The sequence below is a fragment of the Clostridium formicaceticum genome (assembly GCF_001854185.1).
Classification (GTDB): Bacteria; Bacillota; Clostridia; order Peptostreptococcales; family Natronincolaceae; genus Andreesenella; species Andreesenella formicacetica.
On sequence record NZ_CP017603.1, the window covers coordinates 1,620,933 to 1,647,478 of the forward strand.

Sequence of the window (26,546 nt, forward strand, 5' to 3'; positions counted from 1 at the left end):
AAAAAAATGACCCAAGAAAGTGGACGAATGCTAAAAAAAGCGATATTTAGTTTAACAGCCATTATCATTACCTTTATAGTAGCCTTCTATGAAGTCCCTGCAGTAGCCAGGGATGTAGGCTTTTACTATTTTTTATTCTTACTTTCCTATGGATTTATTGCTATTTTTTTCTCGGATGTGGTGGTAAGGCCAAATTTTCAAAACTTAGGACAAAAGCTGGCCTTTTTAGCTATTCCAGTGGTCTATATTGTATTGATCGTAATTGCGAGGGTTATTTTTAACATCTTTGATATAGCCCTATTGTACTTCATTGTTACCACACTGCTGATGACGGTACTGTCCTCCACAGCTATTCAAAGTATTAACAAGGCCTTTGTTGATATTAACCAGCAGGAGGAGGAAAATAGAGGACTAAAGATTGCAGAGGGTGTGAAGAAAATCAGATTGGAGGAAATTGCAGCCACCATGAAGGAAAACAGCATGCTGATGGAGGATAGAGATTTGAAGCATCAGCTTGAACTCCTACAAAATGCTGTAAGGTATGGTAATCCTGGAGAAATTAAGGAAACTCAAGAAATTACCAAAGCGATTAATAACAATATTGAAACAATCGGTGGAATGATTGGGGAAATGGAGGAAGGCAGTGACATTGCTGCCATAACTGCATTAATGAAGAAAACTAGATTGATGCTTGAAGAAAAAGATAAAATTACGCAGCTTTACTACAAATAAAGGACTAGGAGGTAGAAGAATGAAGATATTAAAGGGAATTGTTAAATTTCTTGTTTATGTATGGATAATATGGCCCTTCACAAGGGGAATCATAGTGAGTATCTTTGGTTATAAGCTTGGTGACACTGTAGCCGTTATTGTAATGCTTGGGTTAATTTACTACTTTGAAAAGGCTAAGATTGTCACAGGTTTAATAGAGAAGGGCTTCAGAAAATTCAATATTGGGGCACGATCTAAAGGTCAGGTCTTTGATGCATCTACTACTGCTTTCACAGATGCTATCATGATGGAAGGGCCTAAAACCACCAAAACCTGCCCTAACTGTGGTGCAGTGGTGGAACTAACAGGTGGTAGAGGAAGTTGTGACAGTTGTGACACAATTTTTTCTTAAAGGATGAATATATGGATGAGGAGGGAGACCCAATAGCCTATTGGGGAAGCTTATGACACTTTGTACAAACTGTGGCACAAAAAATGAAGAAAATAGTAAGTTTTGCATAAACTGTGGTAGGGGTATGGAGATAGAAGCACTGAAGCAGGAGGCTGTAGAAGCAGCAGAAGAACTAGAAGCATCCCAGGAGGAGTCTAGGGATATAGAACAGTCTACTGAAGGTAAAAAAGAGGGTGGGACTCCCTATATCTTTAAAAAGCTTGATGACACAGAGGAAGAAGCTAAAATCCACTTTAGAAAACTAAATGATGATGAAGTCTTTACCCCTGTTGATAGAATAACCCCTATCAAGGAAAAAATGGTCAGTGCCTATAACGATAAGGTGAAAAGCAGCAAAGATAACCTGGATAAAAGGATTAGCAAAGGGAAGGCATTTATCAATGATAAGGCTACCCAATTAAAGGAGACGGATCCTAAAAAGCTTTTATTTCTAAAAATAGGGGTAGTTGCATGTGTCCTACTATTGATTTTTGCTATTGTTGGTGTAAATTTTTATAGGAATTCTGAGCATCGAGCCTTTGCTATTGCTGAAAAATATGAAAACAAGGAGGATTATGAAGGCGCTTTAGAGGCCTATTATTTGATATTAGAGAAGAATCCCAATAACCTATTGGCTAAGGAACGAATAGGATTCCTCTACCTAGAATACCTAGAGGATTATTGGATGGCGGAAAATTACCTTAGGGAAGTGGCCTTGCTGTCAGAGGACCCAGCTGTGCAACTGAGGCTCAGTAATCTCTTTCCTGTTATCACCGTAAGTCCTGAAGAAGATGATACAGTTTATAAGGATTTTATAACCGTTGAGCTTGCTACAACTGCCTCCGATGCTGTTATCTACTACTCTTTAATCAATAATAGCGGAGAGAGTCCCTTTACAGAGTATTATCAGCCTATAGTCTTAGATGATGGAGAAAATATTATTCTTGCCCAAGGAATATCCACCTATGGTTTTGAGTCGGACGTGTATACATTTGTATTTCATGTGAATGTCGATGATAAGTTTGTTGTCTTTGATAATGCAGCTTTAGAGGAGGCCATCAAGGGAGCTTTAGGAAAATCCCAGCAGGCGACATTAAAGGAAAGTGATATTTATAGTATTTCCTCTATCCAGATGCTAGGGAATAGAATAGCCATCAATAAAGATATCATAGAAGCGGAAGAACTGAAGGAAGAAAATATGACAGCTGGTAATTGGAATGATTTAGGGGACTTAGGTAAGCTTAAAAATCTCAAAGAGCTGATGATATACCATCAACCTAGTGCTAGGGATTTTCAGTTTGTTGCCTCTCTACCAAGTCTTGAGAACCTGACAATTACAGCTACGGGCCTTGAGGACATTCAGTTTCTAAAGGATAACCAGCAGCTTAACTATTTAAATCTCTCCAATAATAAGATACAAGGTTTAAATGGCATCCAAGACCTTTCTAATCTTCAATACTTAGATTTAAGCCATAATAGAGTCAATGATGTCTACCATATATCTAATCTAACTGCTTTAAAGAAGCTATATCTAGGAGGTAATTCAATAGAGGATGTCAACATATTAAGAAAGCTTCAAGAACTAGAGGAACTTTCAGTTGCTACCAACAGCAACACCGACTATGAATTCTTAGGAAGTATGACAGGTCTAAAAAAGCTGGATCTCAGCAATCCTTCTAATGCTAGGGTCTCTGGTGGCGATGATGGACGAGATATTTCTGGCCTTTCTCAATTGACCTCTCTTGAAGATTTATCCTTGGCAGGCTGTGGTGTAAAAAATGTTGAAGCCCTTTCTGACTTGCAGAATTTGAAGTATCTAGACCTTAGTCGCAATGCCATCAATGCTGAGGCATTAAAAACTATAGGGAAGCTTAGTGCCCTTGAGACTTTAAACCTTGAGGACAATCAAATAGATGAGGGATTATCTAGCCTTACTAATCTAGGAAGCCTTAAAGATTTAAACCTATCCTCTAATTCCGGGATAGATGACTTCGATTCTTTGGCCTCCTACCCAAAACTAGAAAGCTTGACCCTTAAGGGGGTAAGGCTATCGGACTTTAGTAGTATCAGCTCCCTAAGTGGTCTTAGATATCTTAACTTAGAGAACAATAGCCTAGAGGAGATCACCTTTAGGAATATGCCTAATCTGGAATACTTAAATTTAGCAGGCAATAATATTAGTCAGATGCCGGATATAGCTAAGTTGCCTAATATTAAAGTAGCTATTCTCAAGAATAATGGTATAACAGATATAACAACCCTAGAGGCGACAAAGGGCAGCTCTCTTCTTCTGTTGGATTTATCCAATAACCGCATAACTGATGCAGCAGCGTTTGCTGCCATGAAGAATCTGAAGTTCCTGAATATCTCTAGGAACAACCAGATGGTGAATATGTCTGTATTTGATAATATGGGGCATATGAAAGTTATTCCAGTCAATGGAAGGGAAGCGGATATTCCTAGAAAACTTTTAGAGGGTAATTTATAAGAAAAAAATGAAATCTATAGAGGAAAAGATTTATTGAAACCAGCTTTCAATAGATCTTTTCTAATAGAGGGATACTTTATAACAAATTTTACCGATTTGTCATGAACAGCAGCTAGCTGATTTAGCAGCAGCTTTAGTAGCAGGGGATGTTGCTATTGCATTATTACCTCAGCCTCATTTTACTACTGCCATGATGCAAAATGAGAACCTAAGAATAGCACTGGATATCACAGAAGAATGGCATAAGGTGATGAAAGAGGGAGGGAAGCTTCCAGTAAGGAATCTGTAGACTTTGTGAATAGCCAAATTGACAAGGCGGCTGAATTAATTGAAAAGTACGAAATTTTACCTAAAGCTGCCATTGCAAAAAAAGCAATTCCTTATAGCAATATTGTGTACATATTTTGCTTTCATGGTATAAGATTCCCCACCTCTAGACGTTAGCAGAGGTGTTTTTTTAGCTTGCTGGAATTAGTTCACTAAATGTAAAACAAGAATAACACAACCGATACAAAGACACAAAGAGATTAACATTCGTAATAATACAAACTTAATGTTAAATATACAGAAAAATATTCGAAAAAATCATTGACCTTTTACACTGCATTTGTTATCATAGAGGTAATAAGACATACTATGACAATAGAAACCTCATATAAAGTCGATAATAGGGTTCGACCGTTTCTATAGAATAACCGAGAATTATTCTACTATGAGTGAAAGTGTATCTAGGGTTCCGTTCTTATAAAGAAGCTGGTCCAAGGGATGCAGGCATTGATTTAATGCTACACCGATGGGAAAAAAGCCCGGACGGATAGGTTCACTTAAAAACAACCTATCCCTCCGGGTTTATTTTTTAATAAATATGGCATCATAAAACTATAACACAAAGGAGGTCATACTTATGAGTACAAAAGGTTTAGACAGAATGTTTAAGCTTACGGAAAATAAAACTGATGTAAAAACAGAAATTATTGCAGGGATTACTACTTTTATTACAATGGCGTATATTTTATTTGTTAATCCAGATCTTTTATCTGCTGCTGGCATGGACTTTAATGCCGTTTTTATGGCAACTTGTCTTTCAGCAGCGATTGGTACGTTGATTATGGGTTTTTATGCAAATTTACCCTTTGCGCAAGCACCGGGAATGGGTTTAAATGCATTCTTTACCTTTGGTGTTGTATTTGGTTTAGGTTACACATGGGAGCAGGCTTTAGCAGCAATTTTTATTTCAGGAATTGTTTTTATTATTTTAACTGTAACAGGTCTTAGAACTGCTATTGTGGAAGCTATACCTACATCACTAAAACACGCTATCGGTGGAGGTATTGGCTTATTTATTGCATTGCTTGGATTTAAAAATTCAGGAATTGTTGTGCCTTATGAAGCTACTTTAGTAGAATTAGGAAATTTTCAAGATCCAAAGGTATTATTGGCGGTGATCGGCTTAGTGATTACTTCTGTACTTATGGTAAAGAGAGTGAGAGGTGCTATTTTAATAGGAATTATTGCAACCATGGCTATAGGGGTTCCTATGGGTGTAACTGATTTATCTGCTGGAATGAATTTTTCCTTTGATATTCGTCCTACACTATTTAAGTTGGATTTACTTGGATTATTAAATATTGGAGAAGCTGGTGTTGTAGGAGCCATAACAAGTGTATTGACAGTCGTTATCTCCTTCAGTTTAGTAGATATGTTTGATACTATTGGCACATTAATTGGTACAGGTGCAAAAGCAAAAATGCTGGATGAAAAAGGTAATTTACCTAACATGAGCAAGGCATTGATGGCGGATGCTGTAGCAACCTCTGCAGGTGCATTATTAGGAACATCTACAGTAACGACTTATGTTGAGTCTGCTGCTGGTGTGGCTGAAGGTGGAAAAACCGGGCTGACTGCTGTAACAACAGGTGTGTTGTTTATTTTCTCTATACTTTTAGCACCTTTTGCCTTGATGGTACCGGCACAAGCAACAGCACCTGCGTTGATTATTGTTGGTGTGTTAATGATGAGTACATTAAAAGAAATTAATTTTGAAGACTTTGGTGAAGCGTTGCCGGCCTTTTTAACCATTGCCGTTATGCCTTTTTCCTTTAGCATAGCAAATGGTATTGCAGCAGGACTTGTGTTCCTTCCAATCGTTAAGATTGCTACAGGAAAGGCAAAGGAAGTACATCCGACTGTATATGTGTTAGCGTTGCTCTTCATCTTAAGGTTTACGATATTACCGCATTAATTGAAAATAGCAGCTAAGAAAACCTTAGCTGCTTTTCTAAACTAAAATTTAGTTAGAAAGGGAGGGACTAGGTTGAATTTTAAAAAAATTGGCATAATTGGCGGCGGTCAACTGGGAAAAATGATGGTTTTAGAGGGGAAGAAATTAGGGCTTCACTTTACTGTCTTAGATCCTAGTATGGATTGTCCAGCCTTCTCCATCGTAGATGAATATATTGAAGGAGACTTTTATGATAAGGATAAAATTCGAAAATTAGCGGAGGCAACAGACCTTATTACCTATGAATTTGAACATATTGATGCAGATATATTGATGGAACTTAAGGAAGAGGGCTATAAAATTTATCCTACGCCATCGACACTAAAAATCATTCAAGATAAATTTCAACAAAAAAACTTTTTAAGACAATGTAATGTTCCTGTGCCGGATTTTGATGCAGTAGATTCAGTGGAGGCGCTTGATGCGGCGGTTGATAAATATGGTTTGCCTTTGCTTTTAAAGAGTTGTAGAGGAGGTTATGATGGTAAAGGGAATTATCTTATAAGACATAGAGAAGAAATTCCAAAAGCTTATCATACTTTAGGTGGGGATGCTACGCAGCTTATGGTGGAGGCATTTGTTCCCTTTATCAAGGAAGTTTCAGTGGTAGTAGCAAGAGGGGTAGATGGAGAAATAAAGGTATATCCACTGGCAGAGAATATTCATGAAAACAACATTTTAAAAACTACCATTGTTCCAGCTAGAGTAAATAAGGTAGTAGCACATAAGGCACAGGCTCTGGCCTTAAAGACGATGGAACTACTGAAAGGGGTTGGGATATTTTGTGTAGAGATGTTTGTGGATGCCGATGATGATGTACTGGTGAATGAAATTGCTCCTCGAACCCATAACTCTGGCCATTATACCATAGAAGCCTGTAGCACTTCTCAATTTGCTCAACATATTCGAGCTATTTTAGGATTGCCCCTTGGAGAAACAAAGCTTTTGAAGCCAGCAGTCATGATCAATCTTCTAGGAGGGGATGGGTATGATGGAAGGGCAAAGTTGGTAGGTGCAGAGGAAATACTGGCTATCCCTGAAGTATATCTTCATTTCTACGGAAAAACCTATACACAGCCGGAACGTAAGATGGGGCATGTAACTGTGTTAGCAGAGGATGTAGATTCTGCTTTAAGCAAAGGGGATAAAGTAAAGGAATTAATGCGAATTATCGCTGAAGAATAAGTTTGGTGTAGTAGGAGGAAAAATATGAAAAATACAACTGTTAGTATTATTATGGGAAGTGATTCGGATTTACCTATTATGAGGGAAGCGGCAGATATATTAGAGGATTTAGGCGTTGTTTACGAGTGCACCATCGTATCCGCTCATCGTACGCCAGATAGAATGTATGAATTTGCAAAAACAGCAGAAAAAAGAGGTATTCAAGTGATCATAGCAGGAGCAGGAGGTGCAGCTCACTTGCCCGGGATGGTGGCTTCTCTTACGAATTTGCCTGTGATAGGGGTACCGGTAAAGACGAAAATCTTAAACGGCATAGACTCTCTCTATTCTATTGTACAAATGCCTCCGGGAATTCCTGTGGCTACAGTAGCCATCAATGGTGCAAAAAATGCGGGAATATTGGCAGCTCAAATCGTAGCTTTGCAGGACCAAGGGGTAAAGGAGAGCTTAGAGAAATACAAGAAAGACCTTAAACAAATGGTAGAAGAAAAGGCTTTGAATCTAGAAGAAGTGGGCTATGAAAGTTATTTATCAAAATAATCATTTTATGATGGCAGTATGATCTGTCATTCTGAAGATAATGGAAAGTCTAGGTTTTGGGAGTTTTTTTCAGACAAACAGGATGATAGAAATACTTCTTTCATGTTTCATGTTTATTTTAATATTGGATATTTTTTATTTAATCCACGAGAAGGGTATAGGAGGAGTTATCATGTGTAAAATCGAAAAATTACAGATGCTGTATGAGGGAAAGGCAAAAAAGGTTTATAAGACAAAGAATGAGGATCAGTATATCGTAGAGTACAAGGATGATGCTACTGCCTTCAATGGAGAGAAGAAGGGGACAATCATCAATAAAGGTATTGTTAATAACCAGATGGCAGCACTGATTTTTGCTATCTTAAAGGAACAGGGTGTTGATAATCATTATATTGAAACTCTAAGTGACAGAGAGATGTTGGTAAAGGCAGTAAAGATTTTGCCGGTTGAGGTTATTGTGAGGAATGTGGCGGCGGGGTCTATGGCAAAACGACTAGGTATGGAGGAAGGTAAAGTATTGAAAGCCCCTGTGCTAGAGTTTTGCTATAAAAATGATGAACTAGGGGATCCTCTAATTAATGAAGATCATGTGATGGCCTTAGAACTTGCAACGGAGGAAGAAATTAAGCGCATCAAAGAGCTAACCTTTAAAATTAATGAAGTATTAAAGAAGTTTTTTATAGAAAAAGATCTAAAACTTATTGATTTTAAACTAGAATTTGGTTTGTATAAAGGGCAGGTAATTTTAGCAGATGAAATATCCCCAGATACTTGCAGACTTTGGGATGTTCATACAAATGAAAAGTTAGATAAGGATCGTTTTAGAAGGGATTTAGGTAAGGTTGAAGAATCTTATCAGGAAGTATTAAATAGATTGAAAAATAGTAAATGATTGAAAAAATTTTAAGGAAGATGAGAGAGGGGCATTAAAATGTATCATGAAATAAATCTCGATAAACTAAAAGAAGAATGTGGCGTATTGGGGATTTATACAGATAGCGATGAAAATACCTCTAGGCTTTTATATTACGGACTATATGCATTGCAACACAGAGGTCAAGAAAGTGCTGGGATTGCTGTGAATAACGGCTTAAAAAGCAATTATCATAAAGGTATGGGTTTGGTGCCAGATGTATTTGATGAAGATATTTTAAAAAGATTGTTGGGCCATATCGGCATAGGTCACGTAAGATACTCCACTTCCGGCGAGAGCTATGTGGAAAATGCCCAACCCCTTGTGGCCAGATATAGAGGCGGCAGCATCTCTCTAGCCCACAATGGCAATTTAACTAATGCAAAGATTATTAAAGAGCGTCTAGAGGATGATGGGGTTATTTTTCAAACCTCTATTGATAGTGAAGTAATTGTTAATTTAATTGCCCGATACAGCGGGGATGGCATGATTGATGCTATTGAAAGAACGATGGATTTAATCAAAGGCGCTTATTCATTAGTAGTAATGACGGAGGAAGAACTGATTGGTGTGAGGGACCCATTGGGCTTAAGACCTCTTTGTTTAGGTAAAATGGGAGATAGTTATGTGTTAGCATCAGAAAGTTGTGCCTTTGATGTGATGGGAGCAACCTTGGTAAGAGATATTGAGCCAGGGGAGATTGTTACCATTAATAAAGAAGGTATTCAATCTACCTTCTATAAAAACAATGGTACACGAGCTTCTTGTATTTTTGAGTACATTTATTTTGCTCGTCCTGATAGTGTAATCGATGGCGTAAGTGTTTATGAGGCTAGAAAAAATGCTGGTAGAATATTAGCGAAAGAGCATCCAGTAGAAGCAGATTTAGTGGTTGCTGTGCCGGATTCTTCTGTTCCAGTAGCAATAGGATATGCAGAGGCTTCTGGCATACCCTTTGGAGAAGGTTTGATAAAAAACAGATATGTAGGCAGAACGTTTATTCAACCGACACAATCTATGCGGGAGTTAGCAGTAAGATTAAAGCTAAATCCTCTTAAGGACAATTTACAGGGGAAAAAAATAGTTATGATTGATGATTCTATTGTAAGGGGAACCACCAGCAGACGTTTGGTGGAGAGACTTAAAAGTGCTGGTGCCAAGGAGGTTCATGTGCGAATCAGTTCTCCTCCAGTGGCTTTTGGTTGCTATTTTGGTATTGATACCCCAGATCGAAACCAATTGATTGGTGCGGTAAAAACCGTAGAACAGATTAGAAAAACCATTGGTGCAGATAGCTTGGGTTATATCAGTACTGATGGGTTGGTGAAATCTACCGGGCTATCTAAAGAACATTTTTGCCTAGCTTGTTTTAATGGCGTGTATCCTTTGGAAGTGCCGGAAGTAGGGGATAAAAAGGTGTTTGAGAGATTATCAGGAGGTGAATAGCATTGGAAAATATGACCTATAAAAATGCTGGTGTAGATGTGGAAGAAGGCCAAAGGGCAGTACAGCTAATGAAAAATCATGTAAAGAGCACTTTTAATCAACATGTGCTAGAGGATATTGGTGGGTTTGGAGGATTGTTTGCTTTAGATCTTAAAGACATCAAGGAGCCTATTTTGGTTTCTGGAACGGATGGTGTAGGAACGAAACTGAAGCTGGCTTTCTTGTTAGATAAACATGATACCATAGGCCAGGATTGCGTTGCTATGTGTGTCAATGATATATTATGCCAAGGAGCAAAGCCTCTATTCTTTTTAGATTATATTGCTACTGGCAGACTTAAAGCTGAAAAGGTAGCAGACATTGTAAAAGGTATTGCTGAAGGATGTAAAATGGCAGGCTGTGCTTTAATCGGTGGAGAAACTGCAGAAATGCCAGGATTTTATCAAGATGGAGAGTATGATGTTGCCGGCTTTTCTGTAGGAATGGTGGACAAATCTAAGGTAATCACAGGCAAAGATATCCAGGTGGGAGATGTAATCATAGGTATTCCCTCCAGCGGTGTCCATAGCAATGGTTTTTCACTGGTGAGAAAGGTTCTTTTAGAAGGAGACAAATTTGACCTAAATGCGCCTATGGAGGAATTGGGAAATACCCTGGGAGAAACCTTAATTACCCCTACAAAAATTTATGTGAAGGCTGTGTCAGAGGTGCTAAAGGCGGTAGAAGTAAAGGGCATAGCACATATCACTGGTGGAGGATTTTATGAGAATGTTCCAAGAATTTTGCCTGAAGAGGTGGATGCGCATATCCAATTAGATAGCTGGTCAATACCTGAGATATTTAAAATGATTCAAAAGATAGGTAATATCCAAGAAGAAGAAATGTACAAAACTTTTAATATGGGTATCGGTATGATGTTGGTGGTCCAGGCGAAGGATGCTGAAAGCACTTTAAAGGTATTACAGGAGGTAGGAGAATCCCCTTATAAAATAGGAGAAATTCGTGCGGGGAATAAACAGGTGGTATTATGGAGGGAATAAAGATTGCTGTCCTTATATCCGGTGGAGGTACGAATCTTCAAGCATTAATAGATGCGGTGGAAGCGGGATTCATCAAAGGAAGCATTGCTTTGGTGATCTCTGATAGAAAAGGGGCTTTTGGTCTTATACGAGCAGAGAATCATGGAATACAAACCATGCTTTTGGATAAGAACACTTATGGTACTATAGAAAAAAGAGATGCTGTTTTATTGCAAGCATTACAGGAGAAGGAAATAGATTTAGTAGTTTTAGCTGGATATTTAGCGATCGTGCCCCAAAATATCATTGCTGAATATCGGAATAAGATCATAAATATTCACCCCTCTTTAATACCAAGCTTTTGCGGCAATGGATATTATGGAGAAAAGGTTCATCAGGAGGCATTCAACAGAGGTGTAAAGGTTACTGGAGCTACAGTGCATTTTGTTAATGAGGAAACCGATGGGGGACCGATTATCCTACAAGAGATAGTAGCCATAGATTTTGACGATGATTGGAAGGATATACAGCTAAAGGTGCTAAAGATAGAGCATAAAATCCTTCCCCTTGCAGTAAAATTATTTGCAGAGGATAGGCTAGAGGTTATAGGAAATAGAGTAAAAATAAACTGAGGTGATAAAAATGATAAAAAGAGCATTGATTAGTGTTTCTGACAAAACTGGGATTGTAGATTTTGCGAAGGCGTTATCTAAGCTGGGGGTAGAAATATTATCTACTGGAGGAACTGCAAAGCTTTTAAGAGATGGTGGTGTAAATGCCATCGATGTATCGGATGTAACCGGTTTTCCAGAATGTTTAGATGGAAGAGTAAAGACGCTGCATCCAGTAATCCATGGCGGCATTTTAGCTATACGGGATAATGAAGAACATCAAAAAACCTTACAACAACAAAATATTACTCCGATTGATTTAGTTGTTATCAATCTATATCCCTTCAAGGAGACGATTTTGAAAGAAGGGGTAACGATGGAGGAAGCCATAGAAAACATTGACATTGGTGGACCGACGATGCTACGTTCAGCTGCAAAAAATCACAAATTTGTAACAGTTATAACGGACCCTAAAGACTATGGAAAAGTCCTTGAAGAAATAAAAGAAGCAGGCGATACGTGTTTTGCAACAAGATATGACTTGGCGTTAAAGGTATTTCAACATACAAGTCATTATGACACATTGATTGCTGCTTATTTAGGGAAAGACAAGGAAGGCTTTGGCGATACTTTAACATTAACTTATGAAAAGGTACAGGACTTAAGATACGGAGAAAACCCTCATCAACAGGCAGTCTTTTATAGAGAGGTAGGTCTTCAGCCTGGCACATTGGTAGAAGGCATTCAGTTGCAGGGAAAAGAGTTGTCCTTTAATAACATTAATGATGCAAATGGGGCATTAGAACTGTTGAAAGAATTTGAAGAACCTACAGTGGTGGCGATTAAACACACCAATCCTTGTGGTGTAGCCTCTGGTGAAGATATCTACGAAGCTTATAATAAAGCCTTTGAGGCAGACCCCCTATCTATCTTTGGAGGTATTATTGCTGCCAACCAAGTCATTGATGGAAGAACAGCAGAAAAAATGAAGGATGTCTTTTTGGAAGTAATTATTGCTCCTGATTTTACAGAGGAGGCTTTGAAGATATTTAACGATAAGCAAAACCTGCGATTGATCAAGTTGACGAATATTACAGCAAAAAAAGAAAAAGCCATAGATATGAAAAAGGTAGCCGGTGGCCTTTTGATTCAAGATGTAAACAAAGAGCTAATCAAGGAAATAGAAATAGTGACAGAGAAAAAACCTACGGAAAAGATGATGGAGGACTTAGTTTTTGCCTTTAAAATTGTTAAACATGTAAAGTCCAATGCTATTGTGTTGGTGAAGGATAAGCAAACTTTAGCAGTAGGACCAGGACAAACCAGTAGAATATGGGCATTACAAAATGCTATTAAAAATAGCACCCATGACCTTGAAGGCAGCGTTATGGCATCAGACGCTTTCTTCCCTTTTAGTGATTGTGTAGACGCGGCTTTTAAGGCTGGAGTAAAAGCTATTATTCAGCCAGGGGGATCTTTAAATGATAAACTATCCGTTGAAGCTTGTAACGAGAAGGGAATTGCTATGGTGTTTACAGGAATGAGACATTTTAAGCATTAAACTGAAGTTGCTGAGGAGGTTTCGGTATGCACTTCCTTGGTCTTGTTACTTAGTTTCAAAGGGGTATCTATATAAGTAAAACATATGGAGGTGAAGAAATTGAGAGTATTGGTGATTGGTAATGGTGGCCGAGAGCATACGATTGTTTGGAAATTAAGTCAAAGTCCATTGGTAAAGGAAATATACTGCGCTCCTGGCAATCCTGGTATAGCCCAGCTAGCAAAGTGCGTAGAAATATCTGTGGAAAATATAGAAGAACTTGTAGCTTTTTCCCGGGAAATGTCAATTGATGTAACTATCGTGGGGCCAGAGGTGCCATTGGTGTTGGGAATTGCTGATAAATTCAAGCAACAGGGTTTGAAAATCATAGGGCCTTCTCAGGCAGCGGCTCAATTAGAAGGCAGCAAAGCCTTTTCGAAAGATTTTATGAAAAAGTACCGTATTCCTACTGCTATGTACCATGAGGTGCATTCCTATGAGGAGGCGTTAGCAACTTTGAAGGAATATAGTTTTCCAGTAGTGATTAAGGCAGACGGCTTGGCGGCAGGTAAAGGGGTCTTAATCTGTAGCAACCAACAAGAGGCCGAGAAGGCTTTGGAGGATATACTTATCACGAAGGTCTTTGGAAGCGCAGGAAATAAAGTAGTTATCGAAGAATTTTTAGAAGGGATAGAAACCTCCGTCCTTTGTTTTACAGATAGTAAGACCATTGTGCCAATGGTAAGCAGTCAGGATCATAAGAGGATTTATGATGGCGATCAAGGTCCAAATACTGGAGGGATGGGAACTTACTCTCCTAATTATGTTTACACCGATGAAGTTGCTAAAATTGTAGAAAGGGATATTTTACAACCTACATTGGAGGGAATACAGAAGGAAAATATGGATTACAAAGGCATTGTTTTTATTGGTTTGATGATTACAAAAGAAGGCCCAAAGGTATTAGAATATAATGTAAGGTTTGGAGATCCTGAAACCCAGGTGGTTTTGCCAAGGTTAGATACAGACTTGATGGAAATATTTCTTGCCATGCTAGAGGAAAAACTTTCTGACATAAAGATTAACTGGAATAATAAAGCGGTGGTATGTGTGGTATTGGCTTCGGGTGGGTATCCTGGAGATTATGAAAAGGGTAAGGAAATTACAGGTTTAGAGGAAGTGAAAGAAAACACCATTGTTTTTCATGCTGGCACTGCTATGAAGGAAGGGAAGTTAGTAACCAATGGTGGACGGGTATTGGGGGTCACTTCTTGGGCACAGGATATAGAAACTGCTAAAAAACAAGCCTATATGCATGTAGAGAATATACATTTTGCAGGAAAAACCTATCGTAAAGATATAGCAGTGAGATAATTCTCACTGCTTTTTTTAAATGCTAAAGGATATTTTAGTAATGGACTCAACAATAGGATCATGTTCTTTGCTAATAGTAAATATTTTGTATAGGAAAAATTTAAAGATCCTTTTGCTCTTTTCAATAAAGTATATGCTTGTAGATGTTATATGGTTCCATGAATTAACACAAATTCTGGCAGAGAGGACTATTTGTGGATAGATAATCGTTGTTCTAAAATATAAAATGAGACTTCATTCATAAGTAGATGACCAAAATCTATGATTTTGTGTCAGTCACTTATACAGAGTGCAAACTTGCACTTTAACTTTTTTGGCAGTCACTAAAAGACAATTATTGCAAAAATTAGTTCCGAATTATCATTTATGAAAGGGTAGAAGGAGATTATATTGAAATTTCCTACAATTTATGTTAATATTGTCCAAAGAAGAATTTTTTTACGGTAATAATCATTTTAACCTATATCGTGAGGGGAGCGGGACAACGTGAGGAAAATATTAGGCAATATCAGGCTTAATAATTTTATTATGGCTATTGTGTTTTTGGGACTTATCTCTATGATTCTTATAGGTGTCACAGGATATACAGGAATTAATAATATCCACTATAGAGTAAATAGCATGTATTATGATGCTGTTATCCCTAGTCAGCAGGCCAGTGACATCAATCATAAGTTTATGAGCATTAGGGTAGAGAGTCTACGTATGTTAGATATAGGCTATAATCTTAGTATTGCTAATAACATAAATAAGCTAGATCAGCAATTAAAAGAGGTAATCGATGATTACTTAGAAACAGAAAGAGAGGGCATCAACAGAGATTCAGCATTGTTTAGTACAATTATAAAAGACTATGATCAATATATGGAAGCTTGGCAAGGGGTACAAACAAAATTAATGGAGCAAGAGGAAGTCAGTCTTGATGAAAGATTTAGGTTAGATAGTAGAGGAAATGCTATTTTTAATAACCTAAGCTATATTTTATTAGAAAATAAAGAAAGAGCAGAAGCTCTTAATAAAGAGAGCATTGCCATTTATAATGAAAATAGTAAAAATCTTGTAAAAATTTTTATTATAGGGACTGCTTTACTGTTGTTCTTTTCCCTCATCATTATTAAAGTTTTCAAGGTCTCTATCAATGATATGTTAGAAGTTTACAAGAAGATAGCTACTGGAAATCTAGCTGTTTCCATAGATACCATTGGAAAAAATGAGTTTGGAACAATGAAAAAAACCCTATCATACACGATTGAAAACTTTTCTAAGATGCTGAAAAGTATTAAAGAAAATTCTAATGAAAACAGTGACAGCGCCCATGCCTTATCCTCTATTTGTCAACAGATGACAGCGGCTGCTCAGGAGGTTGCGGAGGCTGTACAAGGGGTGGCAAAGGGTTCTAACGATCAAACACAGGAGTTAGAAAAAGTTAAAATGATATTGAATGATTTTAGTGAGGCATTAGAAAAGGTTGTTAAGGAGATAGGAACAATCCATACCAGCACAAAAGAGACAGACAAAATGATTCTACAAGGAAATGAAAAATTGCAACACTTAGTAAGTTCTACAGAAAATATCAGCACTTCCTTCCATCAAGTAAGCAGTAATGTAACCTCCTTGAACGAAAAAATTAGTAAAATTGCTGATATTACAGAGCTTATCAATAGCATATCAGAGCAAACCAACCTGCTGGCGTTAAATGCTGCTATAGAAGCTGCAAGAGCAGGGGAAGCTGGGAAAGGGTTTGCGGTAGTTGCTGATGAAATCAGAAAATTAGCTGATCAATCCCAAAGATCATCTCAAGACATCAATGAATTACTGACAAACATTACAATCGACAGAGAAAGAATTACCCATACCACAGCCGACGGTATTTATAATCTACAAACGCAAGAGAAAGTGGTGGAGGAAGCTATCAACTCCTTTAAAGAAATATTACAAAATATAGAGGGGATTATACCGAAAATAGAAAGGGTTAGTGGTGAGATCAAAGAGGTAAACGAAAACAAAAATCATGTTGCGATGAATGTAGACGCTGTTTTGAAAATTTCTGAAGAAAATGCTGCTGTTGCTCAACACATCGCTGCTTCCTCTGAAGAAATGAGTGCTTCCGTAGAAGAGGTAGCATCGACAGCGCAAGTGCTAAATACAATGACCTTGAAAATGCAGGAAGAAATGGGACAATTTATCTTAGAAGAAAATTAATTTACATAATGAATAAGGAAAGCACCACCAAAGCATTTTAGATGATTTTGGTGGTGCTTTTACCTTTGTAATAAAGCGTTATTCACCCTTCATAATCGTTTCCCATTGTTCTTCATAAAAGTATTTGGGATCAAAAAAATCTACATCTCGCACCATATCTAGAGGCATAACATAAGCATTCATATCCTTATTTTCTATTTCAAAGTCCCTAGCGTTATAAGTGTCATCGATCATATCTTGAGGATTTCTAGGGGTAGGTAGAGATTTTCTTTTCATTTTGACACCTCCTTATACTTTCCTTATGCAACTTGTAGATATCCACATAAAGACGTATATGTATCCACTGATTTTCCAAATGGTCTTTAACATAGGTTAGGATGATTGCAAAGTTTAAGCCTCATTTTATTAGTATGGCAAGTAAAAGTATTTTTATCAGAAATGTTTAACAAAAAAATAAAAATGCCAATCGTTTATTGGCATTTTTTAAAGAAGAAAAAATTAAAAAGCAGGTACAATAGCTCCTTCGTATTTAGTTTCAAGAAACGCTTTAACTTCTGGAGAATTTAATACATCAACTAGAGCTAAAATAGCTTCATTGTTTTGATCCTCTGGACGTATTGTCAACACGTTGGCATAAGGGGAATTAGCATCCTCTATAATCAATGAATCTTTTACAGGGTTGAAACCAGTCTCTAAAGCATAGTTGGTATTGATGACAGAGGCAGCTACGTCATCTAATGATCTAGGTAGCAGCGGGGCTTCTAAAGCAACAAATTTTAAGTTTTTCGGATTAGAGGCAATATCTTTTTCAGTAGCTTCTAATCCAGCATCTTCTGCTAATTCAATCAGCCCATAATATTCCAATAATAGCAACGCTCGACCACCATTGGTTGGATCATTTGGAATGGAAATGGTAGCTCCTTCCTCTAAATCTTCGAAAGCAGCTAGTTTTTTAGAATAAAGACCCAATGGTTCCACATGTACTTTAGCTACAGCGCTTAATTGTAAGTTGTTGTTGGTAGCGAAAGTTTCCATGTAAGGTACATGCTGGAAGAAATTAGCATCAATTTCGCCATCGGCTAGTGCTAAGTTAGGGGTTACATAATCAGTAAACTCTGTTATGTTAAGTTGGATACCTTCTTCAAGAAGGATAGGTTGAATAAACTCGAGTATTTCCATATGGGGTACTGGGGTAGCACCGATTGTTAATACAGTTACATCTCCTTCTACATCTCCCTCTGCAATTGTAGCCTCCCCTGTAGGTTTAGCCTTTGTACAACCTGCTAATAAGGTTATTACCAATAATCCAATAATTAATAAAATACTTTTCTTTTTCATTTTGTTACCTCCTATCAATTTTTTTAGCGATAAAGTTTCCTGAAGCTTGAACAATTTGTACTATTAAAATAAGTAATATTACTGTCCATAGCATGACGTCTTTGTCGAAACGGTGATAGCCGTATCGAATGGCCAAGTCTCCTAAGCCACCTGCTCCAACTGCTCCCCCCATAGCGGAGTAGCCAATAACATTGACGATGGTGATGGTAATACCTAAGATAATAGCTGGCATGCTTTCTGGAATTAAAACCTTGTAAATAATTTGAAAATTGCTAGCACCCATTGCTTGAGAGGCTTCTATAACACCCTTGTTTACCTCTAGGAGAGCATTTTCAATCACCCTGGAGAAAAAAGGGATGGTTGCTACTGTCAAAGGAACGATCGCTGCCGTTGTTCCAATAGCGGTTCCTACTACCATACGGGTAAAGGGAATGATAGAGATCATTAAAATAATAAAAGGGAAGGAGCGTCCCATGTTCACAATGTAAGAAAAACAATGATGCAGCATTTTGTGCTCCATAATATGATCTTTTCTAGTAACTACAAGAAGAATGCCTAAGGGAGTTCCTATCAATACGGCTAACAACGTAGAGAGAGAAACCATATAAAAAGTCTCCTGTATAGAAGGAATAATAAGATTTAATAATCTTTCCATTTTATAGTCCACCTGCCTTAACATTTCTAAATAAATTAAAGGGAATAGGCTGATGCTTTTCAAAGGCCTTGTGACCTAACAACAACTTTGTATAGGGATGCTGTGGGGTTTTAAATACCTGTTGAGCAAGGCCTTCCTCTACAACCTCTCCATCTTTTAACACTGCTACTCTATTACATATTTGCTCTATAACCTCCATTTGATGGGTGATTAATACTACGGTTATATTCAACTTTTCGTTGATCTCTTTTAATAAGTTCAGGATACTTCTGCTGGTAATAGGATCGAGAGCGGAAGTAGCTTCATCACTTAAGAGGATTTGAGGATTTGTAGCTAAGGCCCTTGCGATAGCTACCCTTTGTCTTTGACCACCACTCAGCTGGGATGGATAGTGCTTTCTTTTATCCCATAGGCCTACTAACTGCAGTAGTTGTTCTACTCTTTCTTTTATCTCATGCTTTTTTACACCGTTAAGTTCTAAAGGATAAGCAACATTTTTTTCTACATTTCTGCTGGTAAGAAGATGATAGTTTTGAAAAATCATGCCCATATTTCTACGGGATTGTCTCAGAAGGTGGGGAGAAAGTTTCGTTAAGTCAACACCATCTACCCATACTTCTCCGTTAGTAGGGGTTTCTAAGAGATTAATGCAGCGAATCAAGGTGGATTTTCCTGCACCACTAAGGCCCATAATACCGTAAATATCTCCTTTGTCTATGTTTAAGTTAATGTTTTTTAATGCTAAGACATTACCTTCTTTAGATTCATAGAGTTTACTAAGATTTTTTAATTGAATCATTTCATCACTCCTTAAAAAATTTTAAGCATTAAAAAAGCCTCTTTACAAGGAAAGAGGCACTATAAAACATTCTCCTCCCTCATCTTTCAACACTTATGTGCTGCAGGAATTGGCACCTTCGATATAGGCTATATATCGTGGTTGCCGGGCTTCATAGGGCCAGTCCCTCCACCTCTCTTGATAAGAGTTTATAAATCTATTAGGTTTTTCATTAAAAAAACCTCTTCACAAGGAAAGAGGCACTATAAACCAGTTCTCCTCCCTCATCTTTCAACACTTATGTGTTGCAGGAATTGGCACCTTCGATATAAGATATATATCGTGGTTGCCGGGCTTCATAGGGCCAGTCCCTCCACCTCTCTTGATAAGAGTTTATTTTAACTTATATGATTGTATGCTAAGCTATGAAATAAATTATATTAGGTTTTAAATAAAAAGTCAATAATAAAAATGATAAAAAAATATTGGTAATTTTTCACATGAAAAATGTGAATTGATTAACGCATTAAAGTAAAAAAGTTTTCGTAAAGAAAAGGAAATTAAAAAAAATGGTCGAATTTATATAGTAAAGTAAGGATTTGAGGTGATAAAATTGTCCTATGAATCAAAAATTAAAGATCAATTTACCGATGAATTATTCGAAGCTATTTTAAAACTAGAGACAGTAGAAGAGTGCTATAGATTTTTTGAAGATGTTTGTACTATTAAGGAGATACGTTCTATTTCTCAAAGACTAGGGGTGGCGAAGTTGTTGAAGGAAGGCGGTACTTATAATGAAATAGAAAAGATTACTGGTGCCAGTACAGCTACTATCAGTAGGGTGAATCGATGTTTGCACTATGGAGCAGATGGATATAAACTAATTTTACAGAGATTGCAACAGCAGGATCAGGAAGTGATAGAAAAATAAAAAAGGTGAAGGCTTACTAAAAAAGAGACCACTTTAGAAGAAAATTTCTTTTCAATGGTCTTTTTTTATTTTTTACTATTTATTGATCCAAATGAAAAGCTTCATGCAAAGTGCATACTGCTTTTTTTGCATCCTCCTGTTTTACAAGGCAGGAAATTGTAGCGTGAGAATCAGAGGTTTGCAAAATTTTAATACCTTCCTTAGTTAAAGCATTTACTACTGTAGCCATCACGCCGGGTATCCCCGTAATGCGGGAACCTATGATGGTAACTTTGCTGCAGGCTTGGAGAATAGAATACTTTACCTGGAAATCCTTCAATATTGCTTCTAAAGCTGTAACTTGCACTTCTTCGATAGTAAAAACTTTTTTATCCATAAAAAAGTTGATCATATCGATGCTAATACTTGCCTTTGCTAAAGCTGAGAGCAATTGACTATCCGAACTCCCCTCCGTATAGATTGTAACCTGAACGATGCCGTCTTTATGCGTAATGGCGGTTAACAATTGTTCGCAAGATTTGCCAGAATACAGTGTTCCCCTCTTTTTACGGCAATAGTGAATGCTGGTACCTGGATGGGTAGACATGGTATTTTTAATTTTAACAGGAATATTGCCATTCTGAGCAATTTCTACAGCTCTTGGATGAATTACTTTTGCCCCCTTTTCCGCCATCTGGAATACTTCATCATAATTTATTTCATCGATAATTCTTGCCTTTGGTACTACGTTTGGATCCGCTGTCATGATACCATCCACATCCGTATAAATTTCTACCTGCTTTGCCTTCAGTGCTACCCCTAAGGCTGTGGCTGAAGTATCGCTGCCTCCACGACCTAAGGTGGTGATAAAACCATCCTTAGTAGCTCCTTGAAAGCCAGCAATAATAACAACCTTACCTTCTTCTAGATGAGGTAATATCTTATTACTATCTATACTCAGTATATCTGCGCTGCCAAAGGTATCATCGGTTAGGATACCTGCTTGGTAGCCTGTAAGAGGAATAGCTGCATAACCCATTGTCTCTAGGGCGGAAGCCAGTACAACAGAAGAGATCACTTCTCCACAGGACATTAGAAGATCTAAATGTTTTAGGTTATAGGTAGAAGCATCTTCTAAGATTAACCCACGTAGTGTGTCGGTAGCATAGGGCTCACCTTTTCGCCCCATAGCAGAAACTACTACAACTACAGCATAGCCAGCTTTTTTAGCTTCATCTATTTTATTCATCACCATGGATCTTCTTTCCTTTGTAGCAACAGAAGTGCCTCCAAATTTTTGTACAATAATATTCACAAAAACCACCTCATATTTATTTAAATTATTAACCTTTATAATTAAATTATGCTTCTATATTATAAATGTTCTACTTCTAAGTCAATGAGGTTTTATTAAACGTTGTAATCATTTTTTTGTGAATGCATAGGCTCTACAGTTTGTTAAGTCTTGCAGCTAAATTTTATAGCAAAAACAGTCGAAATTAAAATTATATTTTGACTATTAAAATAATGTATGATAAAATATTTTTTAAAAATTAAACTATATTTAAAAAAATAAAATAATACTTAACACTTAAATTTTTTTTAGGTTTGCAATTTATTTTGAAAACAAAAGGCTTAAGGGGGGATTGGCATGAACATTGTGGTATTGATTAAGCAGGTACCTGACATGGATAAAGTAAAGTTTGATAGTGAAAAAGGTACGATAGATAGAAAATCTGCGGGAACAGAAATTAATCCTTTTGATCTAAATGCATTGGAGACAGCAATACAAATTAAAGAGAAAACCGACGGAAAAGTAACAGTACTGAGTATGGGTCCTCCTAGTGCAGAAGATGCCTTAAGGGAGGCTATTGCCCGTGGTGCTGATGAGGGCTTTTTAATTAGCGACAAGTACTTTGGTGGTGCTGATACAAAAGCTACTTCTCACACACTAGCTGCTGGAATTAAGAAAATTGGTGATTTTCACCTTATTATTGCAGGAGAAAAAACGGTAGATGGAGATACAGGACAGGTAGGTGCCGAAACAGCAGGTTATTTAAATATACCCCATGTTTCTTATGTGAGTCGCATAGAAGAAGTGGGACTAGAAAACTTGCAGGTGGTGTCGGAAATATCTTCTGGATCTTATCTAAAGGAGATGAGGTTGCCAGGTTTGATTACCGTAACAAAAAATATTAATACCCCACGACTACCTGCTTTTAAAAGAAAAATGATGGCTAGAAAAGCAGAAATAAAGAAGCTTACCCTTGAGGATTTACAGGAATTTTTATCAGTAGAAGAAGTTGGATTAAAGGGTTCACCAACTTGGGTAAATAAAATTGAAATACCCTCTGTTTCAACGAGGGAAGGCAAAATTTTTCGTGACGATATAATGAAGGCTACTGATACATTGGTGGAACTCTTCAAAGAAATCAAAGTGGTGGAGGTGTAAGGAAGATGACAGAGAAAACCCATAGAGGTATTCTAGTCTTTGCAGAACAAAAAGATGGTAGGATACATAAAGTTACCTATGAACTTTTAAATAAAGGAAGGACGTTGGCAGAAAGCTTAGAAGTGCCGGTATATGCTATTGCATTAGGTCCAAAGAACATGGAGGTCGAAGAACTGATTTATCGAGGAGCGGATGAGGTTTTCTATGGGGAAGAGGATGCATTTAATCAGCCGGATGAATTATTGTACAAGGAAAATATCGTGGCTCTTATAAACCGTATAAAACCTGAAATATGTTTGTTTGGGGCCACTACCTTTGGAAGATCCTTAGCCCCACGGGTGGCAGGCAGTCTAGAAACTGGATTAACGGCAGATTGCACGGAGTTAAAGATTGATGAAGATGGAAAACTGATTCAAATTCGGCCAGCTTTTAGTGATAATATTTTAGCACATATTAAAACAAAAACTTATCCTCAGATGGCAACCATTCGATATAAGGAATTTTCTGAGGCCAAACGAGATGGACAACGTCAAGGGAAGATTACAAAAATTGAGGCTATCTTATTAGAGAATCCAGCAGTAAGGATTTTAAAGCAGCTGCAATCCAATGAAATCGATATCAGTGAGGCGGAAGTTGTAGTAGCAGGTGGGAGAGGATTAAAATCTTCTGAGGATTTTCATATGTTAAAGGAGCTGGCTGCCTTATTAGGAGGCGTGGTTGGTGCCAGCAGAGCTGTTGTGGAGGAGGATTATATTTCTAGCGACCATCAAGTAGGTTATAGTGGTAATCGTGTGAAGCCTAAACTATATATCGCCTGTGGGATTTCTGGCGCGCCGCAGCATTTAGCTGGAATGCGGGAGGCAGAAAATATCGTTGCTATCAATACAGACCCTTCAGCCCCCATATTTAATATTGCGGATGTTGGGATTGTAGGGGATTTATATGAAGTGATACCTATGCTGATCAATAAAATAAATAACCAAAAAGCTAAGTTAGCTAATGCTTAGAGGTAGGGATCTTTACCCTAAAAACAAAATCAAGATAAAAATGAATATACATGAGGGGGATGAAGATGAAACAAGAAGTGATTGAGGTTTTAAAAAATATTGTGGGGGAGGATTGGGTACTGACTAGTTTGGATCAGACGCAGGGATATTTATATGACGAAACAGAAGCATTGATTCGTCCTAAAGCAGCAGAGGATTGCGTTGTTGTAAAACCTGGAACACCTGAAGAAATTGCACAGATATTGAAGTATGCCAATGAAGTGTTGGTACCAGTAGTGCCAAGGGGTGGTGGTACAGGGCTTTGTGGGGCAGCGATACCGACCCAAACTAGTATTATTCTATCGGATGAAAGATTAAATAAGATTTTAGAAATCGATGAAGAAAACCTAATGGTAACCTGTGAATCCGGCGTTACCTTAGCTGCCCTCCTAGAAAAGCTTCATGACTATGATAATTTATTTTTCCCAGTACATCCAGGGGATGAAGGAGCACATATTGGCGGCATGGCGGTAGAAAATGCTGGTGGTGCCGGAGCGGTAAAACATGGTATTATGAGGAATCAGATAAAGGGATTACAAGTAGTGTTGCCTACAGGAGAGATTGTGAATCTAGGTGGAAAGTTAATTAAAAACAATACCGGATTAGATTTACTGCATTTGATGATTGGCAGTGAAGGTATCCTAGGGATTGTAACGAAGGTAACCCTAAAACTTTATCCGGAACCTAAGCATAAGGGTACTTTATTGGTTTCCTTTGATAATCGCAAAGATGCTATAGCTGTTGTACCCAAAATACTACAACAAGGCATTACACCTTTGGCGATTGAGTATATGGAAAGAGACATTGCTTTAGAATCGGCAGCGCATATTGGAGAAAAGTGGCCAGCGGAAGAAGGCAGTGTAGATGTCATGATTATTCTTTCTGAAGATAAGGAAGAGGAGCTTTACGAAAAAAGTGAAGTGATCGTAGACCTTTGTGAAAATCATAATGCTGTTTATACCTTGATTGCAGAAACAGCAAAGGAACAGCGATCTATTTTAGCTATCCGAAGTAATGTCTATACAGCGGTTGTTCATGATGCGGCGGATGCCTTAGATATGGCAGTGCCTGTCGGCTCCATTCCTGATTTCATGAATGATATCTTTGCATTGGCAGATAAATACGGAGCAAGGACACCAGCAGTAGGGCATGCTGGAGATGGCAATATTCATAACTTTATTATGAGGGAAAATGGTGAAATTCCTTCTTACTATGAAGCGTTAAAGGAAGCCATGTATAAAACCGCTGTAAAATACGGAGGAACCATCACAGCGGAACATGGGGTAGGAAAAACAAGAATGGCTAACCTGAATCTTCAGTTAAGTGAAAAGGAGATAGAATTAATTAAAGGAATCAAAAAGGCGTTTGACCCTAATGGCATTTTGAATCCTGGAACAGTAGTCACTATTTAACAAATGAAAACTTCTTGGGGGAGGAAATACACGATGAAAAAGAGTCCTGCTAGTGCTATGCCAGCTTTTTTTGCTGTAGCTTTTGTTTGGTTTACGACGCATTTTGGCGGAGGCTTTGCCTCCGGCAGACAGTTGGTACAGTTTTTTGTACAATATGGATGGTATGCATTGTTTACACCTATTATAGCGATGCTGCTGAATGCTGTGATTTTTTACTTTGTTTGGGATTTTAGTGTAAGTCAGAAAAAATTTGACTATAAAAGCTGGTGTGATGGTTTTTATAGTCCTTATGAAAAAATATTTACACCTCTTTATGAAATTGTATTTAACCTTACTTTATTTACAGCTACAGCTGTTGCCTTCGCTACCGGGGGCGCCACTTTAACACAGGTAATCGGCACACCATATATATTAAATACTGCTGTTATTGCTATTATTATGTTTATTGTAACAATTTATGGTGCAGATATGATTAGAGCAGTGGCCTCATGGATTGCCATTATTGTAATTGCAGGGCTATTACTTATTTACGGAAGTAACTTTATTGCTATTTTGCCAAATCTAAGGGAAGTCATTGCTACAGCCCCAGCACCTCAAGGCACATGGCCTCCTCTATGGGAAGCTTTGAAGTATGGAGGATTACAGGCGTCGGTGTTGGGAAGTTATGTAGCAGTGGCGGATGTATTGAAGGATAAAAGAGATGTAAAAAAAGCAGCTGTTGCAGGATTTATATTAAATGCTTTTATTATAGGACTTGCTGCTATTGTTATTTTAAGTTATTATCCAGCTATTTTAACAGAAGCAGTGCCGGTAATATATGTTATTAATAATGGAGTAGGAGGAAGAGCTGGGGAATTATTAGTATCTGTTTTGATCTTCCTAGGAGTTATATCTACAGGAGTGAACCTGATCTATGGAGGTGCTAAACGGGTAATAAGAGTTTTTGCTAAAGAAAAATCTGATGCCTCTGATAAAAAGGCAGAAATTATTGCTTCAGCAGTTTATGTATTGTTGACATGGGGGATTGCCCTTTTCGGTTTGATTCCTCTTGTGGCAAAGGGCTACGGTTATATTGGTTATATTTCTATACCAGCAATCGTAATACCGGTATTATATATGGGCTTTATGAGAAAAAATAATTCAGCGAAGGCCTCCAATATGTAAACATAAAAATGTAAAGAAGAAGAACAGATA

At 37.6% G+C, this 26,546-nt stretch carries 24 protein-coding genes and 3 riboswitches; of the genes, 19 read left to right on the forward strand and 5 right to left on the reverse strand.

Going from position 1 to position 26,546, the window contains the following annotated elements; translation table 11 throughout:
• Positions 1 to 6 precede the first annotated feature (6 nt).
• The 14 genes from BJL90_RS07515 to BJL90_RS07575 all read left to right on the forward strand — a co-directional run bounded on the left by BJL90_RS07515 (position 7) and on the right by BJL90_RS07575 (position 16,761).
• The gene (locus BJL90_RS07515; protein ID WP_070966089.1) at positions 7 to 732 is read left to right on the forward strand and encodes a hypothetical protein; all 726 of its coding nucleotides are present in this window, start codon (positions 7 to 9) and stop codon (positions 730 to 732) included.
• 19 nt (positions 733 to 751) lie between these two features.
• Positions 752 to 1,123: a hypothetical protein gene (locus BJL90_RS07520; protein WP_070966091.1), complete on the forward strand. Its 372-nt coding sequence runs from the start codon at positions 752 to 754 to the stop codon at positions 1,121 to 1,123.
• 52 nt (positions 1,124 to 1,175) lie between these two features.
• Positions 1,176 to 3,650, forward strand: coding sequence for a leucine-rich repeat domain-containing protein (locus BJL90_RS07525; protein WP_070966094.1), 2,475 nt, complete (start codon positions 1,176 to 1,178; stop codon positions 3,648 to 3,650).
• A 294-nt stretch (positions 3,651 to 3,944) separates the two neighbouring features.
• Complete coding sequence (locus BJL90_RS21845) at positions 3,945 to 4,094, forward strand: hypothetical protein (protein ID WP_156778734.1); 150 nt, start codon at positions 3,945 to 3,947, stop codon at positions 4,092 to 4,094.
• A gap of 187 nt (positions 4,095 to 4,281) precedes the next feature.
• Positions 4,282 to 4,383, forward strand: a riboswitch (purine riboswitch).
• 171 nt (positions 4,384 to 4,554) lie between these two features.
• Positions 4,555 to 5,892 (forward strand): NCS2 family permease, encoded by a 1,338-nt coding sequence (locus BJL90_RS07530; protein WP_070966097.1) that lies wholly within the window; start codon positions 4,555 to 4,557, stop codon positions 5,890 to 5,892.
• Between the two features lie 72 nt (positions 5,893 to 5,964).
• Complete coding sequence (locus BJL90_RS07535) at positions 5,965 to 7,116, forward strand: 5-(carboxyamino)imidazole ribonucleotide synthase (protein ID WP_070966099.1); 1,152 nt, start codon at positions 5,965 to 5,967, stop codon at positions 7,114 to 7,116.
• 24 nt (positions 7,117 to 7,140) lie between these two features.
• On the forward strand, positions 7,141 to 7,656 hold the full coding sequence (purE, locus tag BJL90_RS07540) for a 5-(carboxyamino)imidazole ribonucleotide mutase (protein WP_070966101.1): 516 nt from the start codon (positions 7,141 to 7,143) through the stop codon (positions 7,654 to 7,656).
• Positions 7,657 to 7,828: 172 nt separating this feature from the next.
• Positions 7,829 to 8,548 carry a phosphoribosylaminoimidazolesuccinocarboxamide synthase gene (gene purC / locus BJL90_RS07545; protein WP_081561891.1) on the forward strand — a complete coding sequence of 240 codons (720 nt, stop codon included), beginning with the start codon at positions 7,829 to 7,831 and terminating at the stop codon, positions 8,546 to 8,548.
• A 39-nt stretch (positions 8,549 to 8,587) separates the two neighbouring features.
• Positions 8,588 to 10,015, forward strand: a complete 1,428-nt coding sequence (gene purF, locus BJL90_RS07550) for an amidophosphoribosyltransferase (RefSeq protein ID WP_070966104.1) — start codon at positions 8,588 to 8,590, stop codon at positions 10,013 to 10,015.
• Positions 10,016 to 10,026: 11 nt separating this feature from the next.
• On the forward strand, positions 10,027 to 11,055 hold the full coding sequence (gene purM, locus BJL90_RS07555; protein ID WP_070973068.1) for a phosphoribosylformylglycinamidine cyclo-ligase: 1,029 nt from the start codon (positions 10,027 to 10,029) through the stop codon (positions 11,053 to 11,055).
• On the forward strand, positions 11,043 to 11,666 hold the full coding sequence (purN, locus tag BJL90_RS07560) for a phosphoribosylglycinamide formyltransferase (RefSeq protein WP_070966106.1): 624 nt from the start codon (positions 11,043 to 11,045) through the stop codon (positions 11,664 to 11,666). The genes purM and purN overlap by 13 nt, the downstream gene beginning before the upstream one ends.
• A gap of 10 nt (positions 11,667 to 11,676) precedes the next feature.
• The gene (purH, locus tag BJL90_RS07565) at positions 11,677 to 13,206 is read left to right on the forward strand and encodes a bifunctional phosphoribosylaminoimidazolecarboxamide formyltransferase/IMP cyclohydrolase (RefSeq protein WP_070966109.1); all 1,530 of its coding nucleotides are present in this window, start codon (positions 11,677 to 11,679) and stop codon (positions 13,204 to 13,206) included.
• A 99-nt stretch (positions 13,207 to 13,305) separates the two neighbouring features.
• Positions 13,306 to 14,559 carry a phosphoribosylamine--glycine ligase gene (purD, locus tag BJL90_RS07570; RefSeq protein WP_070966112.1) on the forward strand — a complete coding sequence of 418 codons (1,254 nt, stop codon included), beginning with the start codon at positions 13,306 to 13,308 and terminating at the stop codon, positions 14,557 to 14,559.
• A gap of 486 nt (positions 14,560 to 15,045) precedes the next feature.
• The gene (locus tag BJL90_RS07575) at positions 15,046 to 16,761 is read left to right on the forward strand and encodes a methyl-accepting chemotaxis protein (protein ID WP_070966114.1); all 1,716 of its coding nucleotides are present in this window, start codon (positions 15,046 to 15,048) and stop codon (positions 16,759 to 16,761) included.
• A 78-nt stretch (positions 16,762 to 16,839) separates the two neighbouring features.
• On the opposite strand, the gene BJL90_RS07580 is transcribed toward BJL90_RS07575, so the two are convergent.
• The 4 genes from BJL90_RS07580 to BJL90_RS07595 all read right to left on the reverse strand — a co-directional run bounded on the left by BJL90_RS07580 (position 16,840) and on the right by BJL90_RS07595 (position 19,553).
• On the reverse strand, positions 16,840 to 17,037 hold the full coding sequence (locus BJL90_RS07580; protein ID WP_070966117.1) for a hypothetical protein: 198 nt from the start codon (positions 17,035 to 17,037) through the stop codon (positions 16,840 to 16,842).
• Between the two features lie 222 nt (positions 17,038 to 17,259).
• Positions 17,260 to 18,099, reverse strand: coding sequence for a MetQ/NlpA family ABC transporter substrate-binding protein (locus BJL90_RS07585; RefSeq protein WP_070966119.1), 840 nt, complete (start codon positions 18,097 to 18,099; stop codon positions 17,260 to 17,262).
• 4 nt (positions 18,100 to 18,103) lie between these two features.
• Positions 18,104 to 18,754 carry a methionine ABC transporter permease gene (locus BJL90_RS07590; protein WP_070966122.1) on the reverse strand — a complete coding sequence of 217 codons (651 nt, stop codon included), beginning with the start codon at positions 18,752 to 18,754 and terminating at the stop codon, positions 18,104 to 18,106.
• A gap of 1 nt (position 18,755) precedes the next feature.
• Entirely contained in the window at positions 18,756 to 19,553 is a 798-nt protein-coding gene (locus tag BJL90_RS07595) for a methionine ABC transporter ATP-binding protein (protein ID WP_070966124.1), read from the reverse strand.
• A 76-nt stretch (positions 19,554 to 19,629) separates the two neighbouring features.
• Positions 19,630 to 19,740: riboswitch (SAM riboswitch) on the reverse strand.
• A 73-nt stretch (positions 19,741 to 19,813) separates the two neighbouring features.
• A riboswitch (SAM riboswitch) is annotated at positions 19,814 to 19,924 on the reverse strand.
• Positions 19,925 to 20,145: 221 nt separating this feature from the next.
• On the opposite strand from BJL90_RS07595, the gene BJL90_RS07600 reads away from it, so the two are divergent.
• Positions 20,146 to 20,463: a YerC/YecD family TrpR-related protein gene (locus BJL90_RS07600; RefSeq protein ID WP_070966127.1), complete on the forward strand. Its 318-nt coding sequence runs from the start codon at positions 20,146 to 20,148 to the stop codon at positions 20,461 to 20,463.
• Positions 20,464 to 20,542: 79 nt separating this feature from the next.
• On the opposite strand, the gene dapG is transcribed toward BJL90_RS07600, so the two are convergent.
• A complete protein-coding gene (gene dapG / locus BJL90_RS07605; protein WP_070966130.1) occupies positions 20,543 to 21,757 on the reverse strand; it encodes an aspartate kinase in 1,215 nt (404 codons plus the stop codon).
• Between the two features lie 336 nt (positions 21,758 to 22,093).
• Between dapG and BJL90_RS07610 the strand changes: the two genes are divergently transcribed.
• From BJL90_RS07610 to BJL90_RS07625, 4 genes are all read left to right on the forward strand, one after another.
• Positions 22,094 to 22,894 (forward strand): electron transfer flavoprotein subunit beta/FixA family protein, encoded by an 801-nt coding sequence (locus BJL90_RS07610; RefSeq protein WP_070966132.1) that lies wholly within the window; start codon positions 22,094 to 22,096, stop codon positions 22,892 to 22,894.
• 5 nt (positions 22,895 to 22,899) lie between these two features.
• Positions 22,900 to 23,901, forward strand: a complete 1,002-nt coding sequence (locus BJL90_RS07615; protein ID WP_070966135.1) for an electron transfer flavoprotein subunit alpha/FixB family protein — start codon at positions 22,900 to 22,902, stop codon at positions 23,899 to 23,901.
• Positions 23,902 to 23,966: 65 nt separating this feature from the next.
• Positions 23,967 to 25,352: an FAD-binding oxidoreductase gene (locus BJL90_RS07620; protein ID WP_070966137.1), complete on the forward strand. Its 1,386-nt coding sequence runs from the start codon at positions 23,967 to 23,969 to the stop codon at positions 25,350 to 25,352.
• Positions 25,353 to 25,385: 33 nt separating this feature from the next.
• Complete coding sequence (locus BJL90_RS07625) at positions 25,386 to 26,516, forward strand: YkvI family membrane protein (RefSeq protein ID WP_070966140.1); 1,131 nt, start codon at positions 25,386 to 25,388, stop codon at positions 26,514 to 26,516.
• The last annotated feature ends 30 nt before the right edge of the window (positions 26,517 to 26,546 follow it).